The sequence below is a fragment of the Acinetobacter sp. 148 genome (genome assembly GCF_031196675.1).
GTDB lineage: Bacteria > Pseudomonadota > Gammaproteobacteria > Pseudomonadales > Moraxellaceae > Acinetobacter > Acinetobacter baumannii.
The window spans coordinates 163,046-186,814 of sequence record NZ_JAVIMT010000041.1 but is presented as its reverse complement, the minus strand read 5'-3'; the positions used below and the strand labels follow the sequence as shown (position 1 = coordinate 186,814).

The 23,769-nt window shown below is 40.4% G+C and carries 20 protein-coding genes and 1 pseudogene; 13 read left to right on the top strand and 8 right to left on the bottom strand.

Annotated elements, in window-relative coordinates; all coding sequences use genetic code 11:
* Positions 1–7: 7 nt before the first annotated feature.
* Complete coding sequence (locus RFX69_RS08375; RefSeq protein ID WP_001088962.1) at positions 8–364, top strand: four-helix bundle copper-binding protein; 357 nt, start codon at positions 8–10, stop codon at positions 362–364.
* A 592-nt stretch (positions 365–956) separates the two neighbouring features.
* Here RFX69_RS08375 and RFX69_RS08370 read toward each other — a convergent pair.
* From RFX69_RS08370 to RFX69_RS08360, 3 genes are all read right to left on the bottom strand, one after another.
* Positions 957–1,364 (bottom strand): GFA family protein, encoded by a 408-nt coding sequence (locus RFX69_RS08370; RefSeq protein WP_000331911.1) that lies wholly within the window; start codon positions 1,362–1,364, stop codon positions 957–959.
* Between the two features lie 27 nt (positions 1,365–1,391).
* Positions 1,392–1,793, bottom strand: a complete 402-nt coding sequence (cueR, locus tag RFX69_RS08365) for a Cu(I)-responsive transcriptional regulator (RefSeq protein WP_001020650.1) — start codon at positions 1,791–1,793, stop codon at positions 1,392–1,394.
* 75 nt (positions 1,794–1,868) lie between these two features.
* Complete coding sequence (locus RFX69_RS08360; RefSeq protein WP_289332827.1) at positions 1,869–4,340, bottom strand: heavy metal translocating P-type ATPase; 2,472 nt, start codon at positions 4,338–4,340, stop codon at positions 1,869–1,871.
* A 166-nt stretch (positions 4,341–4,506) separates the two neighbouring features.
* Here RFX69_RS08360 and RFX69_RS08355 point away from each other — a divergent pair, with 166 nt between their 5' ends.
* Positions 4,507–4,707, top strand: coding sequence for a heavy-metal-associated domain-containing protein (locus RFX69_RS08355; protein ID WP_085941179.1), 201 nt, complete (start codon positions 4,507–4,509; stop codon positions 4,705–4,707).
* A 48-nt stretch (positions 4,708–4,755) separates the two neighbouring features.
* Here the strand turns inward: RFX69_RS08355 and RFX69_RS08350 are convergent, their stop codons facing one another.
* Positions 4,756–5,715 (bottom strand): LysR family transcriptional regulator, encoded by a 960-nt coding sequence (locus RFX69_RS08350; protein WP_000423276.1) that lies wholly within the window; start codon positions 5,713–5,715, stop codon positions 4,756–4,758.
* 283 nt (positions 5,716–5,998) lie between these two features.
* Here RFX69_RS08350 and benA point away from each other — a divergent pair, with 283 nt between their 5' ends.
* The 7 genes and pseudogenes from benA (at position 5,999) to RFX69_RS08310 (ending at position 14,151) form a co-directional block, all read left to right on the top strand.
* A complete protein-coding gene (benA, locus tag RFX69_RS08340) occupies positions 5,999–7,381 on the top strand; it encodes a benzoate 1,2-dioxygenase large subunit (protein WP_001137401.1) in 1,383 nt (460 codons plus the stop codon).
* Positions 7,378–7,897 (top strand): annotated as a pseudogene (benB, locus tag RFX69_RS08335) (benzoate 1,2-dioxygenase small subunit). The gene benA and the pseudogene benB overlap by 4 nt, the downstream one beginning before the upstream one ends.
* Positions 7,898–7,949: 52 nt before the next feature.
* A complete protein-coding gene (gene benC, locus RFX69_RS08330) occupies positions 7,950–8,966 on the top strand; it encodes a benzoate 1,2-dioxygenase electron transfer component BenC (RefSeq protein ID WP_289332828.1) in 1,017 nt (338 codons plus the stop codon).
* Positions 8,967–8,987: 21 nt separating this feature from the next.
* Positions 8,988–9,773: a 1,6-dihydroxycyclohexa-2,4-diene-1-carboxylate dehydrogenase gene (locus tag RFX69_RS08325; RefSeq protein WP_289332829.1), complete on the top strand. Its 786-nt coding sequence runs from the start codon at positions 8,988–8,990 to the stop codon at positions 9,771–9,773.
* 57 nt (positions 9,774–9,830) lie between these two features.
* Positions 9,831–11,024, top strand: coding sequence for a benzoate/H(+) symporter BenE (gene benE / locus RFX69_RS08320; RefSeq protein WP_000212306.1), 1,194 nt, complete (start codon positions 9,831–9,833; stop codon positions 11,022–11,024).
* 467 nt (positions 11,025–11,491) lie between these two features.
* Positions 11,492–12,850, top strand: a complete 1,359-nt coding sequence (locus tag RFX69_RS08315) for an aromatic acid/H+ symport family MFS transporter (protein ID WP_000381291.1) — start codon at positions 11,492–11,494, stop codon at positions 12,848–12,850.
* Between the two features lie 44 nt (positions 12,851–12,894).
* A complete protein-coding gene (locus tag RFX69_RS08310) occupies positions 12,895–14,151 on the top strand; it encodes an OprD family outer membrane porin (protein WP_271056028.1) in 1,257 nt (418 codons plus the stop codon).
* Between the two features lie 100 nt (positions 14,152–14,251).
* Here the strand turns inward: RFX69_RS08310 and RFX69_RS08305 are convergent, their stop codons facing one another.
* Complete coding sequence (locus RFX69_RS08305) at positions 14,252–15,358, bottom strand: beta-ketoacyl-ACP synthase III (protein ID WP_000512836.1); 1,107 nt, start codon at positions 15,356–15,358, stop codon at positions 14,252–14,254.
* A gap of 94 nt (positions 15,359–15,452) precedes the next feature.
* The gene (hrpA, locus tag RFX69_RS08300; protein WP_289332830.1) at positions 15,453–19,310 is read right to left on the bottom strand and encodes an ATP-dependent RNA helicase HrpA; all 3,858 of its coding nucleotides are present in this window, start codon (positions 19,308–19,310) and stop codon (positions 15,453–15,455) included.
* Positions 19,311–19,662: 352 nt separating this feature from the next.
* Between hrpA and ahpC the strand changes: the two genes are divergently transcribed.
* Entirely contained in the window at positions 19,663–20,226 is a 564-nt protein-coding gene (ahpC, locus tag RFX69_RS08295; RefSeq protein WP_000052794.1) for an alkyl hydroperoxide reductase subunit C, read from the top strand.
* A gap of 192 nt (positions 20,227–20,418) precedes the next feature.
* Positions 20,419–20,634, top strand: a complete 216-nt coding sequence (locus RFX69_RS08290; RefSeq protein ID WP_000024050.1) for a KTSC domain-containing protein — start codon at positions 20,419–20,421, stop codon at positions 20,632–20,634.
* Positions 20,635–20,698: 64 nt separating this feature from the next.
* On the opposite strand, the gene RFX69_RS08285 is transcribed toward RFX69_RS08290, so the two are convergent.
* Positions 20,699–21,286: an O-methyltransferase gene (locus RFX69_RS08285; RefSeq protein WP_001133993.1), complete on the bottom strand. Its 588-nt coding sequence runs from the start codon at positions 21,284–21,286 to the stop codon at positions 20,699–20,701.
* A gap of 36 nt (positions 21,287–21,322) precedes the next feature.
* Complete coding sequence (locus RFX69_RS08280; protein WP_000058246.1) at positions 21,323–21,541, bottom strand: DUF1653 domain-containing protein; 219 nt, start codon at positions 21,539–21,541, stop codon at positions 21,323–21,325.
* A 261-nt stretch (positions 21,542–21,802) separates the two neighbouring features.
* On the opposite strand from RFX69_RS08280, the gene ahpF reads away from it, so the two are divergent.
* Positions 21,803–23,194 (top strand): alkyl hydroperoxide reductase subunit F, encoded by a 1,392-nt coding sequence (gene ahpF / locus RFX69_RS08275; RefSeq protein WP_309169177.1) that lies wholly within the window; start codon positions 21,803–21,805, stop codon positions 23,192–23,194.
* 173 nt (positions 23,195–23,367) lie between these two features.
* On the top strand, positions 23,368–23,712 hold the full coding sequence (locus RFX69_RS08270) for a hypothetical protein (RefSeq protein WP_001037895.1): 345 nt from the start codon (positions 23,368–23,370) through the stop codon (positions 23,710–23,712).
* Positions 23,713–23,769 lie beyond the last annotated feature (57 nt).

The window sequence follows — 23,769 nt, the reverse complement described above, 5'->3', positions numbered from 1 at the left end:
TATTAAAATGAATAGCTCACAAGAACCAAATCAATCTCTGTTTAATCAAGCATCTACTTCTATTCAAGCCTGCATTGAATGTATGTTTGCTTGTAAGCATTGTGCCTCTGCATGCCTACAAGAAGAGCATGTGCATATGATGCGTGAGTGTATCAAACACTGCTTAACCTGTGTAGAAACCTGTCAGTTATGCACATCTTTAGAACTAAGACATTCCGAGCTTGCTGAACAAGCCATGCAGCTATGTGCTAATGCATGTCAACTATGTGCAGCTGAGTGTAGTAAACACGAACATGAGCATTGTCAGGTTTGTGCAAAAGCATGTTTAGCGTGTGCTCAAGCTTGTCAGGCATATCGTGCTTAATTTTTAGACGTGTTTAGAAACCTACGGCCTATTACGTTCGTAGGTTTTTAAACTTTATAGAACAAAGAATTAAATTTTTAGATCAGCTGAGTCATTACTTTTTTTAGGCATAAAAAAAACCCGCATCTTGGGGAAAATGCAGGCTCTTAGATCTCCCACAACGACCATGAGTTCATTATTAAGCTTGAACTTTAAACCGTTAACTAAATGTACCCTTAATAAAAATAAATTTCAATACAGAATAGTCTGTATATTTGAAATATTTTATTATTTTTACATTACTTTTTCTTAAATAGTTGAGAAACATAAGCTATCCCACACTTAGAAATAACTTTTCATAGGCATTAAAAAAGCCCGTTTCACGGGCTTTTCTGCAACGTTGAGCACTCAAAAAATGTGTCTATCCATTTTTATTTGCTCTTTGCTAGCTGTTTATAAGGTCTTATCGTATCTTTTACCCTGTCCCAAGTTTCCCTGTGGATCGAGGAGATATTACGATTACCTTAAGTACATTTATAGCACATTATTTATTCATGGCTAGTGCTGTTCACGTTTTTTTACAAATGAATAAAATACTTCAAACCTTCATATTTCAAGGGTTTTCGACGCCATTTGGGTACTGGCGAGCCGTATCACAAATTGGATACCACTTCACTTGTGAATTGACAAATGCATGAGAGATGACTGGCGTCGATATTTCTTCATTAATGAGCCCTATCCTTAAACGCACCACATCAGGTTTATCTAAACGTTCACTCCAGACAGGTGAACCGCAGGTTTTACAGAACACTCTCTTTTTATTAGGCGATGCAAAATACGCTTGCAAAAGATTTTCACCCTGTACAATCTCTAAATCGCTTTTTTGTACTTGAGTGATAGCCGCAAAAGCAGCCCCTTGTGCTTTTTGACATTGTGTACAATGACAAACCATGATGGGTTCTAATTCGGCATTAATACGGAGTTGAATCCCATTACAAAGACAAGAAGCTGTATAAGCCATGATTTTCCTTTTTTATTTTTATAAGATTTAACTTACGCCTACACCTTTTTCAATGTGGTCTAAAATCGCACACGAAGCCTGTTGGTCACCACAGCAATCATCAGCTGAAGCCTGCAAAATATTAACCATTTCTTGTAGGTGGGCAATTTTTTGCTTTAATTCGGCAATGTGTTTGACGGTTAAGGCTTTCACCTCTGCACTATGCCGATCGGTATTTTTCCAAAGTGAAATAAGCTCTTTCATCTGTTCAGATGAAAAACCTAACTCTCGAGCATGTTTTAAAAAGTTTAAAGTTTTAAGGTCTGTTTCTGAATAAATACGATAGCCAGAAGCAGAACGTTGAGCTGCTTCAAGTAAACCGATTTCTTCATAGTAGCGAATCATTTTCGCTGAAATACCCGAATGTTTGGATGCCTGACCGATATTCATCTCACACCTCAAATACTAAATTTGGTTTAAGACCTGCTGTCATGATCTTAAACCAAAAGTTGATTTTCAGCACGCTTACTTTACTGGCGCATGAAAGCGTTTTAAGCGTAACGCATTGCCTAAAACAAAAACCGAAGAAAGTGCCATTGCACCTGCTGCAAACATAGGTGAAAGTAACACACCAAATGCTGGATATAGGGCACCTGCTGCAATTGGAATAAGTGCAACGTTATATACAAATGCCCAGAACAGATTTTGGCGTATGTTTCGCATAGTTGCTTTACTTAGCGCAATTGCGTTCGGTACGCCTTTTAAACTACCTGACATCAGCACCACATCGGCAGCTTCGATGGCCACATCTGTTCCTGTACCAATGGCTAAGCCCACGTCCGCTTGCGCCAAGGCTGGTGCGTCGTTAATGCCATCACCAACAAAAGCTAAGCGACCATATTGTTTTTGCAGTTGGCGGACTGTATCCACTTTGCCCTCGGGTAAAACCTCTGCCACAACTTCATCAATGTTCAGCTTTTTGGCAATTGCTTGCGCCGTATGACGGTTGTCTCCTGTAATCATGGCAACTTTGAGACCTAATTGATGCAAGGCTTCAATCGCAGCATAGGTTGTTTCTTTAATTGGGTCTGCCACGGCAATAATTGCTGCAAGTTGCTGGTCAATGGCAACATAGAGTGGTGTTTTGCCTTCTTCACCTAATTGAGCTGCAATCGCTTGGAATGAGTTGGTATCTAAACCAAGTTGGTGCATATAACGATCTGCGCCAATTTGTACTTTTTGGCCTGAAACTTCCGCTTCAATACCTGAACCTGTAATCGAGTTAAATGCTGTTACTGGTAATAAGTTTATGCCTTCACTTTCTGCTGCTTGAACAATAGCTAAAGCGATTGGATGTTCAGACTTGGCTTCGACAGAGGCAACTAAAGTCAGCACTTGCTTACGTTCAAAACCTGATTGCACATTAAAGTCTGTCAGTGTCGGTTTGCCTTCGGTGAGCGTACCCGTTTTATCAACTGCAACCACTTGCGCTTCTTGTAAAAGCTGCAAAGCTTCACCTTTACGGAACAAGACACCTAGCTCAGCACCACGTCCAGTACCGACCATGATAGAAGTTGGTGTTGCAAGCCCCATCGCACAAGGACAAGCAATAATCAGTACCGCAACAGCATTCACCAAGCCAAAAGTTAGCGCAGGCTCTGGTCCCCAAATAAACCAAACCAAGAAAGTAATTGCAGCAATTAGCATCACTACAGGCACAAACCCCATAGTGACTTTATCGACCAACCCCTGAATCGGAAGTTTAGAACCTTGGGCTTGTTCAACCATGCGAATAATTTGTGAAAGTACAGACGAAGAACCAACGGCGGTTGCCCGAATGTTTAGAGTACCGTTTTGATTGACCGTGCCTCCAACCACCTGCTGTCCCACTACTTTTTCAACAGGAACAGGCTCACCCGTAATCATAGATTCATCAATATAGCTGTGCCCTTCAACCACCTCACCATCGACTGGCACACGCTCACCCGGACGGATTTCTACAATAGTTCCACTGACCACTTCGGCAACTGCAACTTCCACTATTTGTCCATCGCGCTGAATGCGAGCAGTTTTTGGCTGCATTCCTACCAAATGTTGAATCGCTTGCGAAGTACGTCCTTTAGCTTTTGCTTCAAAATAACGTCCGAGTAAAATTAAACTGACAATTACAGCAGCCGCTTCAAAGTAAACATTGACCGTGCCTTGTGGTAAAACCTGCGGCATAAAGGTTGCCACGACTGAGAAACTGTAGGCAGCTAAAGTTCCAACAGCGACCAACGAGTTCATATCGGGTGCCAAACGCCATAAGGCTGGAATTCCTTTTTGGTAAAAACGGCGACCAGGAAAAACGAGTACTAAGGTGGTCAAAACAAACTGTAAAAGCCAGCTATTGTATTGACCAATTGTGTGCATGACCCACATGTGAAAAGTTGGAACGAGATGTGAACCCATTTCCAAAATAAACACAGGTAAGGCTAACACAATCGAAATGATCAAATCTTTTTTAAGCTGGTCTAACTCTGAAGCTTTTTTATCGAATTGCTCATCTTGATGTTTTTCCGATGCTTTCGCGTCATATCCTGCTTTTTTCACAGCGCTAATTAAGTCTTCAACATTGACTGAAGAATCTGCTTGTACCCAAGCCTGCTCTGTTGCCAAGTTGACGGTTGCCTCTTGAACGCCGTCTACTTTTTTAAGGGCTTTTTCAACACGTGCAACACAAGATGCACAGGTCATGCCCTCAATAGACAACTCCACTGGCGCAGCTTTTGGAACATCATAACCTGCTCGTTCAACTGCTTTAACTAGTGCTTCGCGCTGAATCGGTTGATTGGAATAAACAACAGCTTTCTCTGTTGCCAAATTAACGTTAGCAATTTCTATATTTTCAACTTTCTTAAGTGCTTTTTCGACACGTCCTACACAGGAGGCACAAGTCATGCCCTCAATTGAGAGTGTTTCACTATATGCTGGCAATTTTGTGGTTTTTGAGTCCATCAAACACCTCTGCAAATCTGCAAAATTTAATATTCTGTATTGAGCATACAGATTCCCATCATGGGAAGGTCAAGCATATTTTTTTAAAAATTTGGTCTTGACCTTACAATCATGACAAGGTTTAGACTCAATGTTATCCAAACAAACATCTCATTCTTGATGGAGTATGAATATGAAACTACTTATTGAAAATATGACTTGTGGTGGCTGCGCACGTGGTGTGACAGCAACGATTCAGGACATCGATCCAAATGCAAAAGTAGATGTAGACTTAGCGAGCAAAATTGTGACTGTTGAAAGCAGTGAAAGCATCGATAAAATTACCGAAGCACTTGAAGAAGATGGTTTCCCAGCGAAAGTGCAATAAGATATAAAACTGCATAGCTTCAACCTTGAGGCTATGCACCTCCCTTATTTAAGAGTCGATACCATTTGAATCATCTATCGGGTTCTGGTCGAGTGTAAAAACAGTCCGTTGATAAGGTATCCCTTCTAAATCATAAACCTGATAAATACAATCGAACAATGATTGTAAGTCTTCACTTCTGTCCATTGCCCGTGCAGTAATAAAAATTGGGCTGACCGCGCCGTTATCTAAAATCGGAATATAGTTTAAGTGTGGAAATCGAATGGTATCAGCACTTGCTGGAATAATGCAGATCCCTTCCCCCGCTGCGACTAAGCCCAAAGCCAATTGAATTTCCCGTATCTCATGCATATTTTTGGGAACCAAACTATGTTCGGCAAAAATATTCAAAAGCTGGGTTGAGAAGTTGGGTTTCGGTGAAGTGGGATACATAAACATCTTTTCATCAATCAAATCGGCCAGATATACCCCTTCTGTGCGCTGTGCAATTGGATGACTGGTATGCGCGGCAACGACCAAACGCTCTTTACGTAAAAGAATTCGCCTCACGGCGGGATCACTAATTCTTAAACGCCCAAACCCGACATCAATACGGCCTTCTTTTAAGGCCTGTAACTGTTCAGTTGTACTTAATTCTATGAGCTGAATATTCAGATGAGGCTGCTGCTGACGAAATAAATAAATGATTCGAGGCAGCAACCCATAAAGTAAAGACCCGACAAAACCAATGGTCATGCTTCTTTCGATGAGACCAATACGCTTGGTCATACTTTTTATTTCTTCAGCATTCGACAAAAGTTTAACAGCGTGCTGATAAAAGAAATGCCCTGCTGGTGTGGTCTGTAAAGGGCGGCTTCCTCGCTCAAAGAGTTGAATTCCAAGCTCACTTTCCAAATTTTGGATTTGCCGACTCAAAGGCGGTTGAGCAATAAATAATTTTTCGGCTGCCTTGGTGAAGCTCTGTTCTTCTACAACAGCCACAAAATACCGTAAATGTCTTAGTTCCATCAGGTTTCCATACCTTTAAGATATATTAAAATGCAAATTCAGTCTTAGACACAGTTTAACCATTCTTTTAAGGTATATACAAGCAATAACCCGATGAAGTTATAGATCACTTGTATAGCACCGATTGAAATCATACTGGCCAACATTCGATCTATCTTTATCCATTCGCGGTTAAACACCCGACGCGTTTATACGCTTCATTGACATATTAGGATATCAAGACCTTTTAAATCGTAGCGAAGGTCTTGATGACTTCCACCCTTTGGAAAGTCGGAGAACGGACATGCCACGTATTCCTGTAATCAATACCAGCCATCTTGACCGTATTGATGAATTACTTGTAGACAATATCGATACAGGTGAATTTAAACTTCACCGCTCAGTTTTTACTGATGAAGCCTTATTTGACCTCGAAATGAAATACATCTTCGAAGGTAACTGGGTTTACTTGGCACACGAAAGCCAAATTCCAAATAATAATGACTACTACACGACTTATATTGGTCGTCAGCCGATTATCATTGCCCGTAACCGTAATGGTGAACTTAATGCCATGATCAATGCATGTTCACACCGCGGAGCACAACTTTGCCGTTACAAGCGTGGTAACAAAGCAACGTATACTTGCCCTTTCCACGGCTGGACTTTTAATAACTCAGGTAAATTGCTCAAAGTAAAAGACCCAACTGACGCAGGTTACTCTGACTGCTTTAACCAAGACGGCTCACACGACCTTAAAAAGGTAGCTCGTTTTGAGAGCTACAAAGGCTTCTTATTTGGTAGCTTAAATCCCGATGTTCCTTCGCTTGAAGAATTTTTGGGTGAAACCACCAAAATCATCGATATGATTGTTGACCAGTCTGAACATGGTTTGGAAGTTTTACGTGGTTCATCTACCTATACCTACGAAGGCAACTGGAAACTCACTGCTGAAAATGGTGCCGATGGTTATCACGTTTCTGCTGTTCACTGGAATTACGCAGCAACAACTCAACACCGTAAAGAAACTCAAGCTGCCGATAACATCCGCGCGATGAGTGCAGGTTCTTGGGGTAAACAAGGCGGTGGCTCGTATGGCTTTGAAAATGGTCACATGTTGCTTTGGACACAATGGGCAAACCCAGAAGACCGTCCTAACTTCCCAAAAGCAGACGAATACACCGAAAAATACGGTGAAGCGATGTCGAAATGGATGATTGAGCGTTCACGTAATCTTTGTCTATATCCAAATGTTTATTTGATGGATCAATTCGGTTCGCAAATTCGTGTACTTCGCCCACTTTCAGTCAATCGAACCGAAGTCACCATTTACTGTATCGCGCCTAAAGGTGAAGCACCTGAAGCTCGTGCACGCCGTATCCGTCAATATGAGGATTTCTTTAATGCTTCAGGCATGGCAACACCAGACGATTTAGAAGAGTTCCGCGCTTGTCAGGCAGGCTACGCAGGTATTGCCCTTGAATGGAATGACATGTGCCGTGGTTCAAAACACTGGATTTATGGACCGGACGATGCAGCAAACGAAATCGGTTTAAAACCCATGTTAAGTGGGATTAAAACTGAAGATGAAGGCCTGTATCTGGCCCAGCATCAATATTGGTTAAAGACCATGAAACACGCGATTGCTACAGAGAAAGAAATTGCTGATCAGGGAGAAACAGCATGAGTACTCAAGACAAAGTAACTTTAGAAAATATTGCTCAGTTTCTTTATCGTGAAGCTCGCTTTTTAGATGATGAACAATGGGATGACTGGCTTGAATGCTATGCGCCAGAAGCTTCTTTCTGGATGCCAGCTTGGGACGACGACGATAGATTAACTGAAGATCCGCAATCTGAAATTTCACTTATTTATTATCCAGACCGTCAAGGTTTAGAAGATCGCGTGTTCCGTATTAAAACCGAGCGCTCATCTGCAACCATGCCGGACACACGCACAAGCCACAATATTGCCAACGTTGAAGTTCTCGAGCGCGACGGAGACAAAGTTACTGTGCGCTTTAACTGGAATACCTTGAGTTTCCGTTACAAGACAAATTACAGCTATTTCGGTATGTCACGTTATGTGATCGATTTTTCAGGTGATCAACCAAAAATCTTGAGCAAGTATGTCGTTTTGAAAAATGACTACATCAATCAAGTCATTGATATTTATCACCTTTAAGACATACCCCCTCAGCTAAACGGACTGTTGGCTGAGAGTAAAAGTTTCAAATATTTTGTAGGATACATGCCATGTCAAACCACAATGTTGCACTTCAATTTGAAGATGGTGTTACACGTTTCATTAGCGTAGCTCAAGGCGAAACCCTATCTGACGCAGCCTATCGCCAAAAAATTAATATTCCTTTGGATTGCCGTGATGGTGCATGTGGAACTTGCCGCGCATTTTGCGAGTCAGGTCATTATGACATGCCAGAAGAAACCTATATTGAAGATGCATTAACCCCTGAAGAAGCTGAGCAAGGCTATATTCTTGCTTGCCAATGTCGGCCAACTTCAGACGCCGTATTCCAGATTCAAGCGTCGTCAGATGTTTGCAAAACAGAAATTCATAGCTTTCAAGGTACATTAGCCCGAGTTGAAAACTTATCAGACTCAACCATCACATTTGATATTCAACTTGATGAAGGCCAACCGGATATTCATTTCCTTGCAGGTCAGTATGTGAATGTTGCAATTCCAGAAACCGGCGAAACCCGTTCATATTCATTTAGCTCAAAACCGGGTAATCGTTTAACTGGTTTTGTGGTACGTAACGTACCAAATGGCAAAATGAGTGAATTCTTAAGTAAGAATGCCAAAACTGGCGACAAAATGACTTTTACCGGTCCATTCGGTAGCTTCTATTTACGTAATGTAGCTCGTCCAGTGTTGATGCTTGCAGGTGGTACTGGTATTGCCCCATTTATGTCGATGTTACAAGTGCTTGAGGAAAAAGGCTCCGAACAACCTGTTCGTTTAGTCTTTGGTGTAACCAATGACTTTGATTTAGTTGCTCTAGAAAAACTCAATGAGTTGCAGGCGAAATTCCCATGGTTTGAATACCGCACTGTAGTTGCAAGCCCTGAGAGTAACCATGAACGCAAAGGCTATGTAACGGGTCATATTGAAAGTGAATGGTTAAACGGTGGCGACGTCGATGTTTATCTATGTGGTCCAGTGCCAATGGTAGAGGCGGTACGTAGTTGGTTAGAAACTGAAAATATCAAACCAGCAAACTTCTTGTTTGAAAAATTCTCTGCAAACTAACTTAAGGTGGAGAAATTATCTATGTCAAACCGTCAAAGATTTACCGATAAAGTTGTGATTGTTACGGGTAGTGCCCAAGGTATTGGCCGCGGCGTGGCATTGCAAGTCGCGGATGAAGGTGGACAAGTCGTCATGGCTGACCGCTCTGAATATGTTGAAGAGGTACTCACAGAAATTCAGCGTACAGGTGGTGATGCTGTCACGGTTAATGCTGACCTAGAAACCTATGCAGGTGCACAAGCGGTTGTTGCAAAAGCCATCGAACATTATGGTCGGGTAGATATCCTGATTAATAACGTAGGCGGCGCGATCTGGATGAAACCTTTTGAAGAGTTTTCCGAAGAAGAGATCATTAAGGAAGTGAATCGCTCATTGTTTCCAACTTTATGGTGCTGCCGCGCTGTATTACCGACCATGATTAAGCAACAAGCGGGTGTGATTGTAAATGTATCTTCCATTGCAACCCGTGGCATTAACCGTATTCCCTACTCCGCATCTAAAGGTGGGGTAAATGCCCTAACAGCATCGCTTGCTTTTGAACATGCTAAAGACGGGATTCGAGTCAATGCTGTTGCGACTGGTGGAACCGCAGCGCCACCTCGCAAAGTACCACGTAACACTAATCCGTTAAGTCAAAATGAAAAAGACTGGATGCAACAAGTAGTTGATCAAACAAAAGATCGAACATTTATGGGCCGTTATGGCACAATTCAAGAACAAGTCAATGCAATTTTATTTCTTGCATCAGACGAAGCATCGTATATGACGGGATCGGTCATTCCGGTCGCAGGTGGAGATCAGGGTTAACCCTGATCTTTTTATATATTTGGATAAATAACATGATTTGCATGGAGGCAATCAGACATGGCAACCCTGTTCAAGACATTAAAAAATGACTGGTCCATATCAGCAACAGTTGCGGGCTTTCTTGCAGTTTTAATTTCTTACTCAGGCCCACTGATTATTTTTTTCCAAGCTGCTCAGCGTGCCCATGTATCCACCGATATGATGGTGTCATGGATTTGGGGAATTTCAATTGGCGCTGCCGTTTCAGGTATTTATCTTTCGATTAAATATAAGACTCCTGTGATTACCGCGTGGTCTGCACCGGGTACTGCCCTGTTAGTTACCCTATTTCCAAACATCTCATTGAATGAAGCAGTAGCCGCCTATATTACTTCTGCCATCGTTATTTTCTTAATTGGCATTACAGGTTATTTCGACAAATTACTGAAGTGGATTCCACAAGATGTTGCTGCGGGCATGATGGCAGGTATTCTTTTTCAGTTTGGTATTAGCCTATTTACCGCATCTGATAGCATGCCTTTGATTGTCTTTAGTATGCTCATTGTCTTTTTAATTGCCAAACGTTTAATGCCTCGCTACACCATGATTTGGGTGTTAGCTGCTGGAGTTTTATTAAGCCTCATTTTAGGCAAAATGAATCCGGTTGATGTGAGTTTTAATTTAGCAATCCCCCAGTGGATTAGCCCGGAATGGACTTGGAACTCAACACTCAACCTCGCCGTTCCTCTTATTTTAGTCAGTCTAACTGGCCAATTTTTACCGGGTATGGCGATTATGAAACTTAGCGGTTATGACACGCCAGCCAAACCCATTATTACGGCGACCAGTATTGCCTCGTTAGCCGTTGCCTGTATCGGTGGTATTACCATTGTACTTGCCTCGATTACCGCGGCTTTATGTATGGGTAAAGATGCACATGAACTTAAAGAAAAACGATATATTGCAGGAATCGCCAACGGAATTTTTTATATCTTAGGAGGCTTATTTGCTGGCAGTATTGTCATGCTATTTAGCTTACTTCCTAAAGAGTTGGTTGCTGCATTGGCAGGTTTAGCCTTGCTTGGTGCCATTGCCACAAATATTTCTGTTGCTATGAAAAATGACAGTCAACGTGATGCTGCACTTATTACCTTTTTAGCCACGGCATCGGGCATGCATTTCCTTGGATTGAGCTCAGTCTTTTGGGGTATTTGTATTGGTGTAATCGCCCATTTCATTCTTACACCACGCTCAACTCCAGCCACAAATTAATTTTTTATCTAAGTGCCCACCACTAAAATAAAGCTTCAAACGCCAAATCAGGATATAAATAATTCGCTATCCCTGATTTGGCAATTTTTATTTAATATAAATTAAATTTCATTTTTAAGATGAGTTTCTAAAATAATTGACTTTAATATTTTTTATTTATTTCCACTTTAATTCCTAATATAAATTTAGCTATATTTCTAGCTGTGATTCTCAGCAATAAAATCTATAAAAAGATATCTATAAAATCCTTAAAATTCTCACAATACAATATTTAACCCTATTTCAAACATAACAGAAGCAACAACCAAAATTATTAAAATAAACCATATTTTTCAATAACTTATTTTAATAAAAATACAATACCTTAAAGACATAAAGATATATCAATTAGGTTTTTGACTCTATTCCAATAACAAAATAGTTTATTAAAAAATAACGCGATGCTTCACAAATTGGAGGTGAAGAAAATGGACACAAGCAAGGTTAATATTAATGAGTTAATTGATAAAGCCCGTTTTACATCTTTTCATTGGAAAGTTTTAATCTGGTGCTTACTTATTATTATTTTTGATGGATATGATTTAGTTATTTATGGGGTTGCTCTTCCTCTGTTAATGCAGCAATGGTCGTTAACTGCTGTTGAAGCTGGTTTACTCGCCAGTGCCGCTCTATTCGGCATGATGTTTGGTGCCATGATTTTCGGCACACTTTCAGACAAACTTGGACGTAAAAAAACCATCCTGATTTGTGTCACCTTATTTAGCGGATTTACCTTTATAGGTGCCTTTGCCAAAGGACCAACTGAGTTTGCTATTTTGCGCTTTATTGCAGGTCTTGGGATTGGTGGCGTTATGCCAAACGTTGTGGCACTTATGACCGAATATGCACCTAAAAAAATCCGCAGTACATTGGTCGCAATTATGTTTAGTGGCTATGCAATTGGTGGCATGACATCTGCGCTACTCGGTGCATGGCTCGTAAAAGATATGGGCTGGCAAATCATGTTTTTAATTGCTGGTATTCCCTTGTTACTGCTCCCGCTCATTTGGAAATTTTTACCAGAGTCTCTCGCCTTTTTAGTGAAATCTAATCATAGCGAACAGGCAAAAAATATAGTGAGTAAAATTGCGCCTCAAACTCAAGTCAATGCCAATACTCAACTGGTGTTAAATGAAAGTACAACAACAGATGCACCTGTCCGTGCGCTTTTCCAACAAGGCCGTACCTTCAGCACATTTATGTTCTGGATTGCTTTCTTTATGTGCTTACTCATGGTGTATGCCTTAGGAAGCTGGTTGCCTAAACTCATGCTGCAAGCGGGCTATTCGTTAGGTGCAAGTATGTTGTTCCTCTTTGCACTTAATATTGGCGGCATGGTCGGTGCAATTGGTGGCGGTGCTTTAGCTGATAGATTCCATTTAAAACCTGTTATTACGATCATGTTTATTGTGGGATCAGCAGCTTTAATTCTGCTTGGCATTAATAGTCCACAATTTATTTTATATAGCCTAATTGCGATTGCTGGTGCTGCCACCATTGGTTCACAAATCTTACTCTACACTTTCGTTGCGCAGTTCTATCCAACCGCACTTCGTTCAACTGGCATGGGCTGGGCATCCGGCATTGGCCGTATTGGCGCGATTATTGGACCAGTTTTAACAGGTGCTTTACTTTCATTTGAACTTCCTCACCAAATGAATTTCTTGGCGATTGCAATTCCGGGTGTGATTGCTGCACTTGCAATATTTATGGTCAATCTAAAAGCCTCTGTTGCTGCACAAACGCCATCAACTTTTAACCCTCAAAACACGCTTACCCAGCAGTGAACATAAATGCGCCGAGGACTGGCGCATCTTTTTGGAAATGGATTATGGAATTATTACACCGTTTTAAACCACACACTTTAGCTTTTGCCACTTTATTTTTTATGTGCAGCAGTTCTTGGGCTGCAAACCCAAATCAGCAAACTGAAGATGAGTGGAAATTTACTTTAAAAAATGCCTATATCAACCGCGATTTTGACAATGATGCACTCAAAGATACGGGTAGCTGGTCTCAGGCAGCCTCATTATTTTATAAGTCGAAAATGTATGACACTCCGTTAATCATAGCAGACAAGCCTATTACCATTGGAGCTGATGCTTCTGTTCAATACGCCGTACGCTTGAGTTCAGACAAACATGTTGCGGACACGGTCTTACCTTTTAATAAGGAAACGCAATCTCAAGCATCTGACTTTTTAAAATACGGCGCAACTTTAAAACTAGGCTACGACAAAACCCTTTTAAGTGTGGGTGAACTCTGGTTGGATTTACCTGTAACAGCTGTGGATGCCAGCCGACAATTGCTTGCCTCTTATTGGGGAACCAATCTTAAGTCACAACTTTCAGATCAGCTTTATGCTGAAATTGGACGAGTTGAAAAAGTGTCGCCACGCAATGAAGAGGACTTTAAAAAGTTTTCCTTTACGGCAAATGGGATTACTAAAGAATCCGATGGCCTGAACTATATTGACCTACGTTATCAATTTACGCCGTCACTCAAGGGTGAATATTACTCTGGTAACTTAGAAGACCTCTACAATAAACACTATGTAGGGCTTGAGCATAATTGGAAACAACCTAATTTTGCCCTCACCTCTAAGTTTAAATACTTCAATGCAAAAGATGATGGCAATACTTTTGATATCGATGCGCAAAACATCGGGGTGCTAGAAACACTTAAAGTAAAAAATCATACCTTTGGTTTGGGGTACCAGCAGATTATCGGTGAGTCGGCTTATCCATTACCGGATGGTTTTTTACCAGAAACCTATTTCATTAACTGGAATGCTACAGGTTTCTTTAAAGAAGATGAGAAGTCTTATCATGTGATGTACGGCTACGATTTTAAGGACTATGTGCCTGGCCTAAATGCGATGGTGAAATATGTTTATGGTCAAGACTTTAAAGCAGCAAATGGCGAGAAAAACCACGAAACCGAGTCGAATGTGATTTTAAACTATACGTTTCAACAGCCTTTCTTAAAAGGCTTTGCCCTGCAATATATTCGAATTGATTACAACGTAAAACATGGCAATGACTTTGGTGAAGATCGCTTGTTTGTAAACTACACTAAAAAGTTTTAATTATTTTTGATTCAAATGAAGCGGGCTAATTTTGGCTCGCTTTATTATTTTTGTGCCATAAAAAAACGCTCTTACGAGCGTTTTTAATTAATCTAGTAACTTAAGCAACATGCTTTTGTACAACAATCGAACCTACTGAATAACCAGCACCGAAAGATGAAATCACGCCATATTCACCATCATCTACTTCGTGGCCTGTACGATGTAAAGCAATAATTACACCTGCTGAAGAAGTATTGGCAAACTCATCTAGAATAATTGGTGCACGGCTTAGATCTGCATCTTTACCAGCCACATATTTCAAGATTAATTCATTCATGTTGGCATTGGCTTGGTGTAACCAGAAACGCTTAATATCGTTTGCAGTTAACTGCATTTTTTCCAACTGTGCATTAATGATTTTTGCCACCAACGGACAAACATCTTTAAATACTTTGCGGCCATCTTGACGGAATAACTTGTCGTCAACTACCGCATCTTCGCTACGGTTTAAGAAACCAAAGTTATTGCGAATGTTGTTTGAAAATTGAGTGAATAAATGAATATCTAAAATTTCAAAACCAGTTTTAGTAGTGGTTTCTTCAATAATAGAAGCGGTCGCCACATCACCAAAAATGAAGTGACAATCACGGTTACGGTAGTCTAAGTGACCAGATGTAATCTCAACATTCACTAATAAAACACGGCGAGCACCTGAACGAATTGCATCTGCCGCTTGTTTCAAACCAAAAGTAGCAGCTGAACACGCAACGTTCATGTCGTAAGCATAACCTTGAATACCAAGTGCTGACTGGATTTCAATTGCCACAGCCGGATAAGCACGTTGCATGTTTGAACAAGCCAAAATTACAACATCGATATCTTCAGCAGTTACACCTGCATTTTCCATTGCCTGTTTTGCAGCAATAACGCCCCACTCTGCTTGAATTGAAAGTTCATCATTTGAACGTTCAGACAAACGCGGACGTAAACGTGTTGGATCAAGAATACCCGATTTTTCAATCACGTAACGGCGCTTAATACCAGAAGCTTTTTCAATAAATTCAGCACTTGAACCACGTAATTCTTCTAGTTCGCCTGCTGCAATTTTCTCTGCATTCTCTTGGTTATATTGTTCCACATAAGCATTTAAACTGTCGGCCAGTTCTTCATTAGAAATGATTTCTGTTGGGTGAAATAGCCCAGTACCTGTGATACGAATGCCCATGTAAAACTCCTAAAAAAATGAATAGGGTCTGTTAATCTTTCATTTATAAATTGCGTTGCCAGCTAAAAACAACATAAACAGACCCCGATCTATTTTAACTGATTCCCAAACGATCCCATAACTTTTGTAGTCGAGTTGGCGAAATAGGCATCTTGGTTTTCATCGGCTGAGAAAATAAAGAAATACGTAATTCTTCCAGCATCAAATACAATTCTTTGATTCTTGGATCATTTTTGAACTTAAATACCTTGTCCATCCATGGATCGACATCGTCAATAGCAGCATGATCTCGCTGTAGATTATTTGGCAATCGATCTAAACGCAATAGCAGCGCTTTTAAATAACGTGGATATTCCTGCCAAAGATCAACTGGCTGGCAATAGACAAAATTGCCGAGTGACATGAGGTCTAGCTGATCTTCAATATCATCGATACTGCGTCCAAATACGTCCGGATCAAGTACTAAAAGTTGACGACGGATTTGTTGCCACTGAATATAAATATCACTTAATTGCTCAAGTGCTTGCTGCCCATAGCTCAAAAATTGTTTTTTAACTTGTTCAAGCAATTGATTAAATTCACCAGCATTAATTGGCAAAGTCGTAATTGCCATTTGTAAAGTCGCGTATACCAGCATTTGCTCAAGTTTAGCTTTATCACCTAAAGGTGAATAAGCTAACGCAAGCGGTTTTGAAATCTGCTTTTTCAACTGGCGAACCAAATCGCCAAGTTGCATATGGACCAGACGAATAATACCTTCGCGATGCTGTTTAATCGCCTCTGCCTGATCGTTAAATGTTTGTATAACCACGCCAGAATCATCTTTCGCCTCAAGTTCGGCAAAATTTTTAGTTGGCACTAAAGCTTGATATTGTTTAACAACAACCCCTGTCACCTTCTGTGAAGCTTCAAAGGTAAAGTTTTCAGGGAAGGTTTTAAATTCACCTTTTTGCTGTTTCACCGGACGATGCGTTTCTACGCGACAACGAGCCTTCAACTCAGCCAAGTCACGGCCTTTGGCGATCAATTTACCTTTTTCATCAATCACCTTAATAAAAGGCACCAAATACGGATCTATGCGTTCAAATGAAAAATCTTTTTCCGTAATCTGCTCACCACGTAAAGCAAACGCCAGATAGCTAAAGATATGTTGTCGCAAATGTACAGCATCAATACCTTGCATGAGCTTACGCGCCGTATCTGGAATCGGTACGAGGTTACGACGTTTATCTTTTGGTAAGGCTTTCAATAAGGCTTCAATGAGATCTAACCGCCAGCCTGGAATCCCCCACGACCAAATATTTTCATCTACCTGAGGCAATGCCTGTACCGGAATTTGGACCGTTGCGCCATCTTCATCATGACTTGGGTCAAAGCGATAAGTAGTTGCCAAACGTAACTGACCATTATGTAAATGATCAGGGAATTGCTGCGTGGTCGGACGATCATTGAGCCAAAGCGCATCATCTTCCACGTATAAATAACGCGGATTTTTTGCTTCTACAGTTGCACGCCAGTCTTCAAAACTACGACGACTCGCAATTTCTTCAGGAATTTTCGACGCATAGAACTGATAAATCGTTTCTTCATCGACCACCAAATCGCGGCGACGTAATTTATCTTCAACTCGCTCTACTTCTTCAAGTTTAAGCAAGTTGTGTTTTAAAAATGGTGGAACTGTCCCCAGATTTCCTGTGGTTAATGCATCACGTAAGAAAATCTCATGTGCAGCAGGTTGATCAACTTTCTCAAAATTAACCAAACGCTTCGGTTCAATAATTAAACCAAACAATGAAATTTGTGCATAAGCATTTACAATACCGGCTTTTTTAGACCAATGCGGTTCGAAATAGTGATATTTCAATAAGTCGCGTGCAGCAAGCAAAATCCATTCAGGATCAATTTTTGCTAATGTACGTAAATAGACTTGAGAGGTTTCCACCATTTCAAAAGCCATCACCCACGCAGTATTGGTTTTGTGCAATGTGCTGGCTGGAAAAACTTTTGCCTTTTGCTGACGTACTGCCATAAAGGTATTACGTTCATCAGTTTTATTGGCAATAAAAGACAATAAACCTGTTAGTAACGCACGGTGCAAATTTTCATAATTTGCAGGCTTTTCATTAAAACTAAGTTTTAAACCTTCGGCCAGCTCAACTAGCTGCTGGTGTGTTTGTTTCCATTCACGTAACCGTAACCAGCTTAAGAAATGCTGCTTAGCAAATTGACGACGCTTGTTTTCCGACATTCCTGCTTCACCTTTAGGATTTAAAGTATCCCAAAGTTTTAGATAAAACAGAAAATCTGAATCTGCCTCTTTGAATAATGCATGCTTTTGATCAGCTTGCATTTGTTTATCTGCTGGACGTTCACGCGGGTCTTGAACTGCAAGTGCACTGACCACCACCAAAATTTCTTTGAGTACACCAAAATGAGCCCCACCCACAATCATACGTGCGAGTCTTGGATCAATCGGCATACGTGCCATCATTTGGCCGACTTTGGTCAGTTCGTTTTTCTTCTCGTTAAGTGCGCCTAACTCAATGAGTAGCTTACGACCATCATTGACTAGACGGAAATCTGGCGGCTCAATGAAATCAAAGTTTTCCAGCTCACCTAAACCTAAGCTCTGCATTTGCAGAATAACCGATGCCAAGTTAGTTCGCTTAATTTCAGGTTCGGTAAACTCAGGACGACTTAAAAAGTCTTCTTCGCTATATAAACGAATACATACACCTGGAGCAACACGACCACAGCGCCCTTTACGTTGATTTGCTGCAGCTTGTGAAATTGCCTCAATCGGTAAGCGTTGCACGCGTGAACGGTAGTTATAACGAGATATACGTGCAAAGCCGCTATCAATCACGTAGCGAATATTAGGAACAGTCAGTGCAGTTTCTGCAACGTTCGTCGCAATAATAATACGGCGGCCCTTTCCACTTGGGCTAAAAATCTTTTGTTGCTCAGAAACGGCTAAGCGTGCATACAAAGGTAAAATCTCGGTATGTCTCGGCCCGTACTTTTGTAAGGTTTCCTGCAATTCTCGAATTTCTTGCTCTGTACTTGAGAAAATCAAGATATCTGCATGTTCTGGATGGCCTTTTTCTTCGGCATCAGCAAAGCATTCCTCTACAGCTTGTACGACTGCACGCGGCAGGTTTTCTTCAAAGTCATCGAACTCGTCGTCATCACTACCACCAATATTCATTTCTGAAATTGGGCGATAACGCACTTCAACCGGATAACTACGCCCTTCTACTTCAAAAATTGGTGCATTATTAAAGTAGTTACTAAAACGATTTACATCTAAAGTTGCCGAAGTCACGATAACTTTTAAATCTGGGCGTTTTGGCAGTAACTGCTTTAAATAGCCCATAATAAAATCGATATTGAGTGAGCGCTCATGCGCCTCATCAATAATGATCGTGTCATATTTAGACAAGAAGCGGTCATTGCCTAACTCGGCAAGCAAAATACCATCGGTCATTAAACGGACAATCGAATCTTGCGAGCCTTGTTCATTAAAACGGATTTTAAAACCAATTGACTCGCCAAGTTTTTCACCGACTTCTTCAGCAATACGCTGCGACACACTACGTGCAGCTAAACGGCGTGGCTGGGTATGACCAATCATGCCAGTCAAGCCACGCCCTGCTAACATTGCAATTTGAGGGAGCTGAGTAGTTTTCCCTGATCCTGTTTCACCAGCCACAATAATGACCTGATGCTTTTGAATCGCTTCTATTAAACGGTCAGCATATTGGGTAACAGGAAGATCCTGATTTAATTTGATTTTTGGTAAGCGTTCAAAACGTTGTCTAACTTTTGCATTAGACTGTTCAAATAATTTTTCAATCTCTGCAGTATTGGCTTTTTTATCTTTACGTAAACGATTTAAACGGTAACGATCTCTCGCCATCACCCATTGATCTATATTCAAACCATTCAGCACAGATAAATTTTCCTGAAAATTCAACAATCCTCTATTTTACGCCTTAATGACCATAAGGTAAAACAATTGGTTTTTTATATATTTTTAATTTTTTTACATTTCACCCTTGAATTTTTAGTATGTAAGCTTCATGTTGTTAGGCAAGTTTCTTTTACTATAACTGTCATTTGATTTACATGTTTTTGCAGTCAAATCGAATACAGTATTTGGGGACTTAAAAATCGAAAATTTCATACTTATTCAATTTTCCGATTTTAGTCATGTAAAAATACTATTTCCCCAATAAAGAATTTTTATTTATTCTACATCTCGTAAACAAGTTTAAATATAAACCTCAATCATGGAGACAATGATGAGCTTGATTAATACTGAAGTTAAACCTTTCCAAGCAACTGCTTACCACAACGGCCAATTCATCGAAGTGAACGAAACTAACCTTAAAGGTAAGTGGTCTGTTGTATTCTTCTATCCTGCTGACTTCACTTTCGTATGTCCTACTGAGCTTGAAGACTTAGCTGATAACTACGCTGAATTCCAAAAATTAGGCGTGGAAATCTACGGTGTTTCTACTGACACTCACTTCACTCACAAAGCTTGGCACGACACTTCAGACGCGATCAAGAAAATCCAATACCCATTAATCGGCGATCCAACTTGGACTCTTTCTAAAAACTTTGACGTTTTAATCGAGTCTGAAGGTTTAGCTGACCGTGGTACTTTCGTTATCGATCCAGAAGGTAAAATCCAAATCGTTGAAATCAACGCTGGCGGTATCGGTCGTGACGCATCTGAACTTCTTCGTAAAGTAAAAGCTGCTCAATACGTACACTCTCACCCAGGTGAAGTTTGCCCAGCTAAATGGAAAGAAGGCGAAGCAACTCTTGCTCCATCTATCGACCTAGTTGGTAAAATCTAATCTCTCTTAGATTTTAAAAACCTAAAGAACCATCCTGTATCGGATGGTTCTTTTGTTTTGAATAAGCACATCACATTTTCTACTGATACTTTTACAATTCTGCCCTTCCCCGTTACCTAAACATTGAGTAATGTCAAATAAACAACTGGTTAATTTTTGAGTACGTTTGATATGAAATAAAGGGGTGCATTTATGGCGAATACAGCGGTCGTCACTTCATGGAAATACAATGCGACATCGCGTCATTTAAAAATTTTTTATAGCGATGGCTCAGGAGATCTTTATCATCCTGTTCCTGAGTTTGTTTATGACAACTTATTACGTTCAACCGATAAAGCCGCCTTTGTACACAAATACTTAGAATTTAATTTGCACTTTACTCGACTCTCTTTGGTGATTGCCTCATAAAATTATAAAAAAGGCCTGTTCAAAACAGGCCCCCACTGGAATATGAAAAATTATTTCAGCATAACTATTTTGTGACCACTAAACACAAACCTGCGCCGACAGGCAAAATGCTGCTCATATAATCCGGATCTTTTTTAATTAAAGCTATAAATCGATTTACTTCTGCCGCATGAGATATCACATTATCGACAACTAAAACCCCACCTTTAGGCTTCATTAGACGTTTTAAATCTGGCCAATAATTTTCATATGCATCGCGTTCAGCATCTAACAAAATAAAATCAAATTTTTCCTGAGCTGCTTTTAAGTAATCGGCTGCATCTCCTACCCAAAATTGAACAATCTCACTGAGCTCTAACTCAGCTACATGACGTTTTGCCTCTGCACTTCGCTTTGCATCAATTTCAACTGTAATGACTTGCCCACCAGTCGCTTGGGCAGCTTCGGCAAGCCACAAAGTTGAATAGCCTGTTGAAGTGCCAATTTCCAAAATAGACTTGGCTTGCTGCATACGAATAAGCTGGGAAATTAGCTGAGCAGATTCTACTTCTATATTACGATACCGTTGTAAACGATCGGATTGCTGTGAGTCATGCTGTTTAAAGGTGTCATATAAATCAGCAACTCTTTGTAAGAAAATAGTATTTGGCATCTATTTTACTCCTTCTTTATATGACAGCCGTTTTATTTAAGTACTTTGTATTAATTTAAAACGCGGTACGACGCTACCATCACTCATTTGCACGGTTTCAGTAAACATATCAAGTGGTCGAACCCAAGTTGAATAATCACCATATAAACATTGATAAACGACCAATTCCTCTTCAGTTTCACTGTGTTTTGCTACAGAAAAAACTTGATAGAGATTACCTTTATAATGCTGATAAATGCCGCGTTGCAATGACATGAAAGTACCTTTTAATGTTATGACATAAAATCTTTACAGCCATATAACATATATAAATTTTCAAACACTTTCACTTTAAAATACTGCAAAACTAAAAATGAAATTAAAATGCTCTTTTGCACTTTCTTAACTTACGCGTTGTTGCAAACCAACATTCAAAAAAACGATTAAATTCATAAAAACATACTGTTTTACCTATTCATTGTTTTAACGTACTATGCATCTATTGAAAGAATTTGGATGCATTGGAGTAAAAAACAGATGTTAGATCAAAACATTAAAACTCAATTAAAAGCTTACCTAGAACGTTTAGAAAGTCCAATCGAATTAGTTGCTGCTTTAGATGAATCAGACAAAGCTGCTCAAATTAAAGAATTAGTAACTGAAATCGCTGAGCTTTCTGACAAGGTAACAGCCCGTTTTGACGGTAATAATACACGTCGTCCAAGCTTTGGTGTGGCTAAAGCAGGTGAACAGCCTCGTGTGTTCTTTGCAGGCTTACCAATGGGCCATGAGTTTACGTCTTTGATCTTGGCTCTGTTACAAGTGTCTGGCTATGCACCTAAAGTGTCAGATGAAGTTTTAAATCAGATTAAAGGTTTAAACCTCAAAGCTAACTTTGATGTCTTTGTATCATTAAGCTGTCATAACTGTCCGGACGTGGTACAGGCGCTTAACCTGATTGCCATTTATAACCCGAACACCACGGCAACCATGATTGATGGTGCATTCTTCCAAGACGAAGTGGAACAACGCAAAATCATGGCTGTACCGATGGTATTCCAGGACAATGAACACATTGGTCAAGGTCGTATGACCCTTGAAGAGATTGTGGCAAAACTTGATACCAATTCAGCTGAAAAAGACGCAGCAGCACTCAATGCCAAAGATGCGTTTGATGTATTGGTGATTGGTGGTGGACCTGCGGGTGCAACAGCTGCAATCTATGCGGCACGTAAAGGCATTAACACAGGTATCGTGGCTGAACGCTTCGGTGGTCAGGTCATGGATACCATGGACATTGAAAACTTCACTTCTGTGCAAAAGACTCAAGGTCCTAAGTTTGCTGCCGAGATGGAAGCACATGTTCGTGAATACGATGTGGATATTATGAACCTGCAACGTGTCAGCAAAATCACTGGTGCAGACCAAACAGCAAATGGCTTGGTTGAAGTTGAACTTGAAAACGGTGCAAAACTTGAATCGAAAACTGTGATCCTTTCAACAGGTGCACGTTGGAGAGAAATGAATGTACCGGGTGAAGCTGAATACCGTACCCGTGGTGTAGCGTACTGTCCACACTGTGATGGTCCATTGTTCAAAGGCAAACGTGTTGCCGTGATTGGTGGCGGTAACTCAGGTGTTGAAGCGGCGATTGACCTTGCTGGGATTGTTGAGCATGTAACTTTAGTTGAGTTTGACACTAAACTTCGTGCTGACCAAGTCTTGCAAAACAAGTTAAACAGCTTGCCAAACACCACTGTGATTATGAATGCATTAAGTACAGAAGTGTTAGGCGACGGTNNTGTAAAAGGTGTATTTGCTGCAGGTGACTGTACCACTGTACCTTACAAGCAAATCATTATTGCTACAGGTGAAGGCGCTAAAGCATCACTCTCTGCGTTTGATTACATCATCCGTTCTGGGCAATAAAACTGGTCAAATCACTATCATTTGGTTCAAGCCTAGCATTACAAAATGCTAGGCTTTTTTAATACGAGAGTTACAACTTTTTAACAATTTTTGATCTTTATTAATCAGTTACTTTATGTTTATATTTTAGACATCCATAATTTTGGATGCCATGAATTAGAAGGAAAAACACAATGAATAAATTACTTGTTGCTTTAGGTCTTGCTGCGACTGTTGCCCTTGTTGGTTGTAATAAAGATAAAGCTCCAGAAACTGGTGCTACTACAGGTGAACACTTAGAAAATGCTGCTCAACAAGCAACAGCAGATATCAAATCTGCTGGTGATCAAGCTGCGAGCGATATTGCAACTGCAACAGACAACGCTTCAGCTAAAATTGATGCTGCTGCTGACCACGCTGCTGATGCGACTGCTAAAGCTGCAGCTGAAACAGAAGCTACTGCACGTAAAGCGACTGCTGATACAGCTCAAGCTGTTGAAAATGCAGCTGCTGATGTGAAAAAAGATGCTCAACACTAATTCGCTTTAGCATTAAAAAAGCCCCTATTTCTTAGGGGCTTTTTTAATACTTTTGAA

Excerpts from the sequence above, each read along its gene's own strand:
- RFX69_RS08315 (WP_000381291.1), top strand. The coding sequence starts at position 11,492 with ATGGACACAAGCAAGGTTAATATTAATGAGTTAATTGATAAAGCCCGT.
- RFX69_RS08280 (WP_000058246.1), bottom strand. The coding sequence starts at position 21,541 with ATGTCATTGCAACGCGGCATTTATCAGCATTATAAAGGTAATCTCTAT.
- RFX69_RS08325 (WP_289332829.1), top strand. The coding sequence starts at position 8,988 with ATGTCAAACCGTCAAAGATTTACCGATAAAGTTGTGATTGTTACGGGT.
- RFX69_RS08375 (WP_001088962.1), top strand. The coding sequence starts at position 8 with ATGAATAGCTCACAAGAACCAAATCAATCTCTGTTTAATCAAGCATCT.
- cueR (WP_001020650.1), bottom strand. The coding sequence starts at position 1,793 with ATGAATATCGGTCAGGCATCCAAACATTCGGGTATTTCAGCGAAAATG.
- ahpC (WP_000052794.1), top strand. The coding sequence starts at position 19,663 with ATGAGCTTGATTAATACTGAAGTTAAACCTTTCCAAGCAACTGCTTAC.
- benA (WP_001137401.1), top strand. The coding sequence starts at position 5,999 with ATGCCACGTATTCCTGTAATCAATACCAGCCATCTTGACCGTATTGAT.
- benC (WP_289332828.1), top strand. The coding sequence starts at position 7,950 with ATGTCAAACCACAATGTTGCACTTCAATTTGAAGATGGTGTTACACGT.
- RFX69_RS08370 (WP_000331911.1), bottom strand. The coding sequence starts at position 1,364 with ATGGCTTATACAGCTTCTTGTCTTTGTAATGGGATTCAACTCCGTATT.
- RFX69_RS08355 (WP_085941179.1), top strand. The coding sequence starts at position 4,507 with ATGAATATGAAACTACTTATTGAAAATATGACTTGTGGTGGCTGCGCA.
- RFX69_RS08270 (WP_001037895.1), top strand. The coding sequence starts at position 23,368 with ATGAATAAATTACTTGTTGCTTTAGGTCTTGCTGCGACTGTTGCCCTT.
- RFX69_RS08305 (WP_000512836.1), bottom strand. The coding sequence starts at position 15,358 with ATGGGCATTCGTATCACAGGTACTGGGCTATTTCACCCAACAGAAATC.
- benE (WP_000212306.1), top strand. The coding sequence starts at position 9,831 with ATGGCAACCCTGTTCAAGACATTAAAAAATGACTGGTCCATATCAGCA.
- RFX69_RS08360 (WP_289332827.1), bottom strand. The coding sequence starts at position 4,340 with ATGGACTCAAAAACCACAAAATTGCCAGCATATAGTGAAACACTCTCA.
- RFX69_RS08350 (WP_000423276.1), bottom strand. The coding sequence starts at position 5,715 with ATGGAACTAAGACATTTACGGTATTTTGTGGCTGTTGTAGAAGAACAG.
- RFX69_RS08290 (WP_000024050.1), top strand. The coding sequence starts at position 20,419 with ATGGCGAATACAGCGGTCGTCACTTCATGGAAATACAATGCGACATCG.
- RFX69_RS08285 (WP_001133993.1), bottom strand. The coding sequence starts at position 21,286 with ATGCCAAATACTATTTTCTTACAAAGAGTTGCTGATTTATATGACACC.
- RFX69_RS08310 (WP_271056028.1), top strand. The coding sequence starts at position 12,895 with ATGGAATTATTACACCGTTTTAAACCACACACTTTAGCTTTTGCCACT.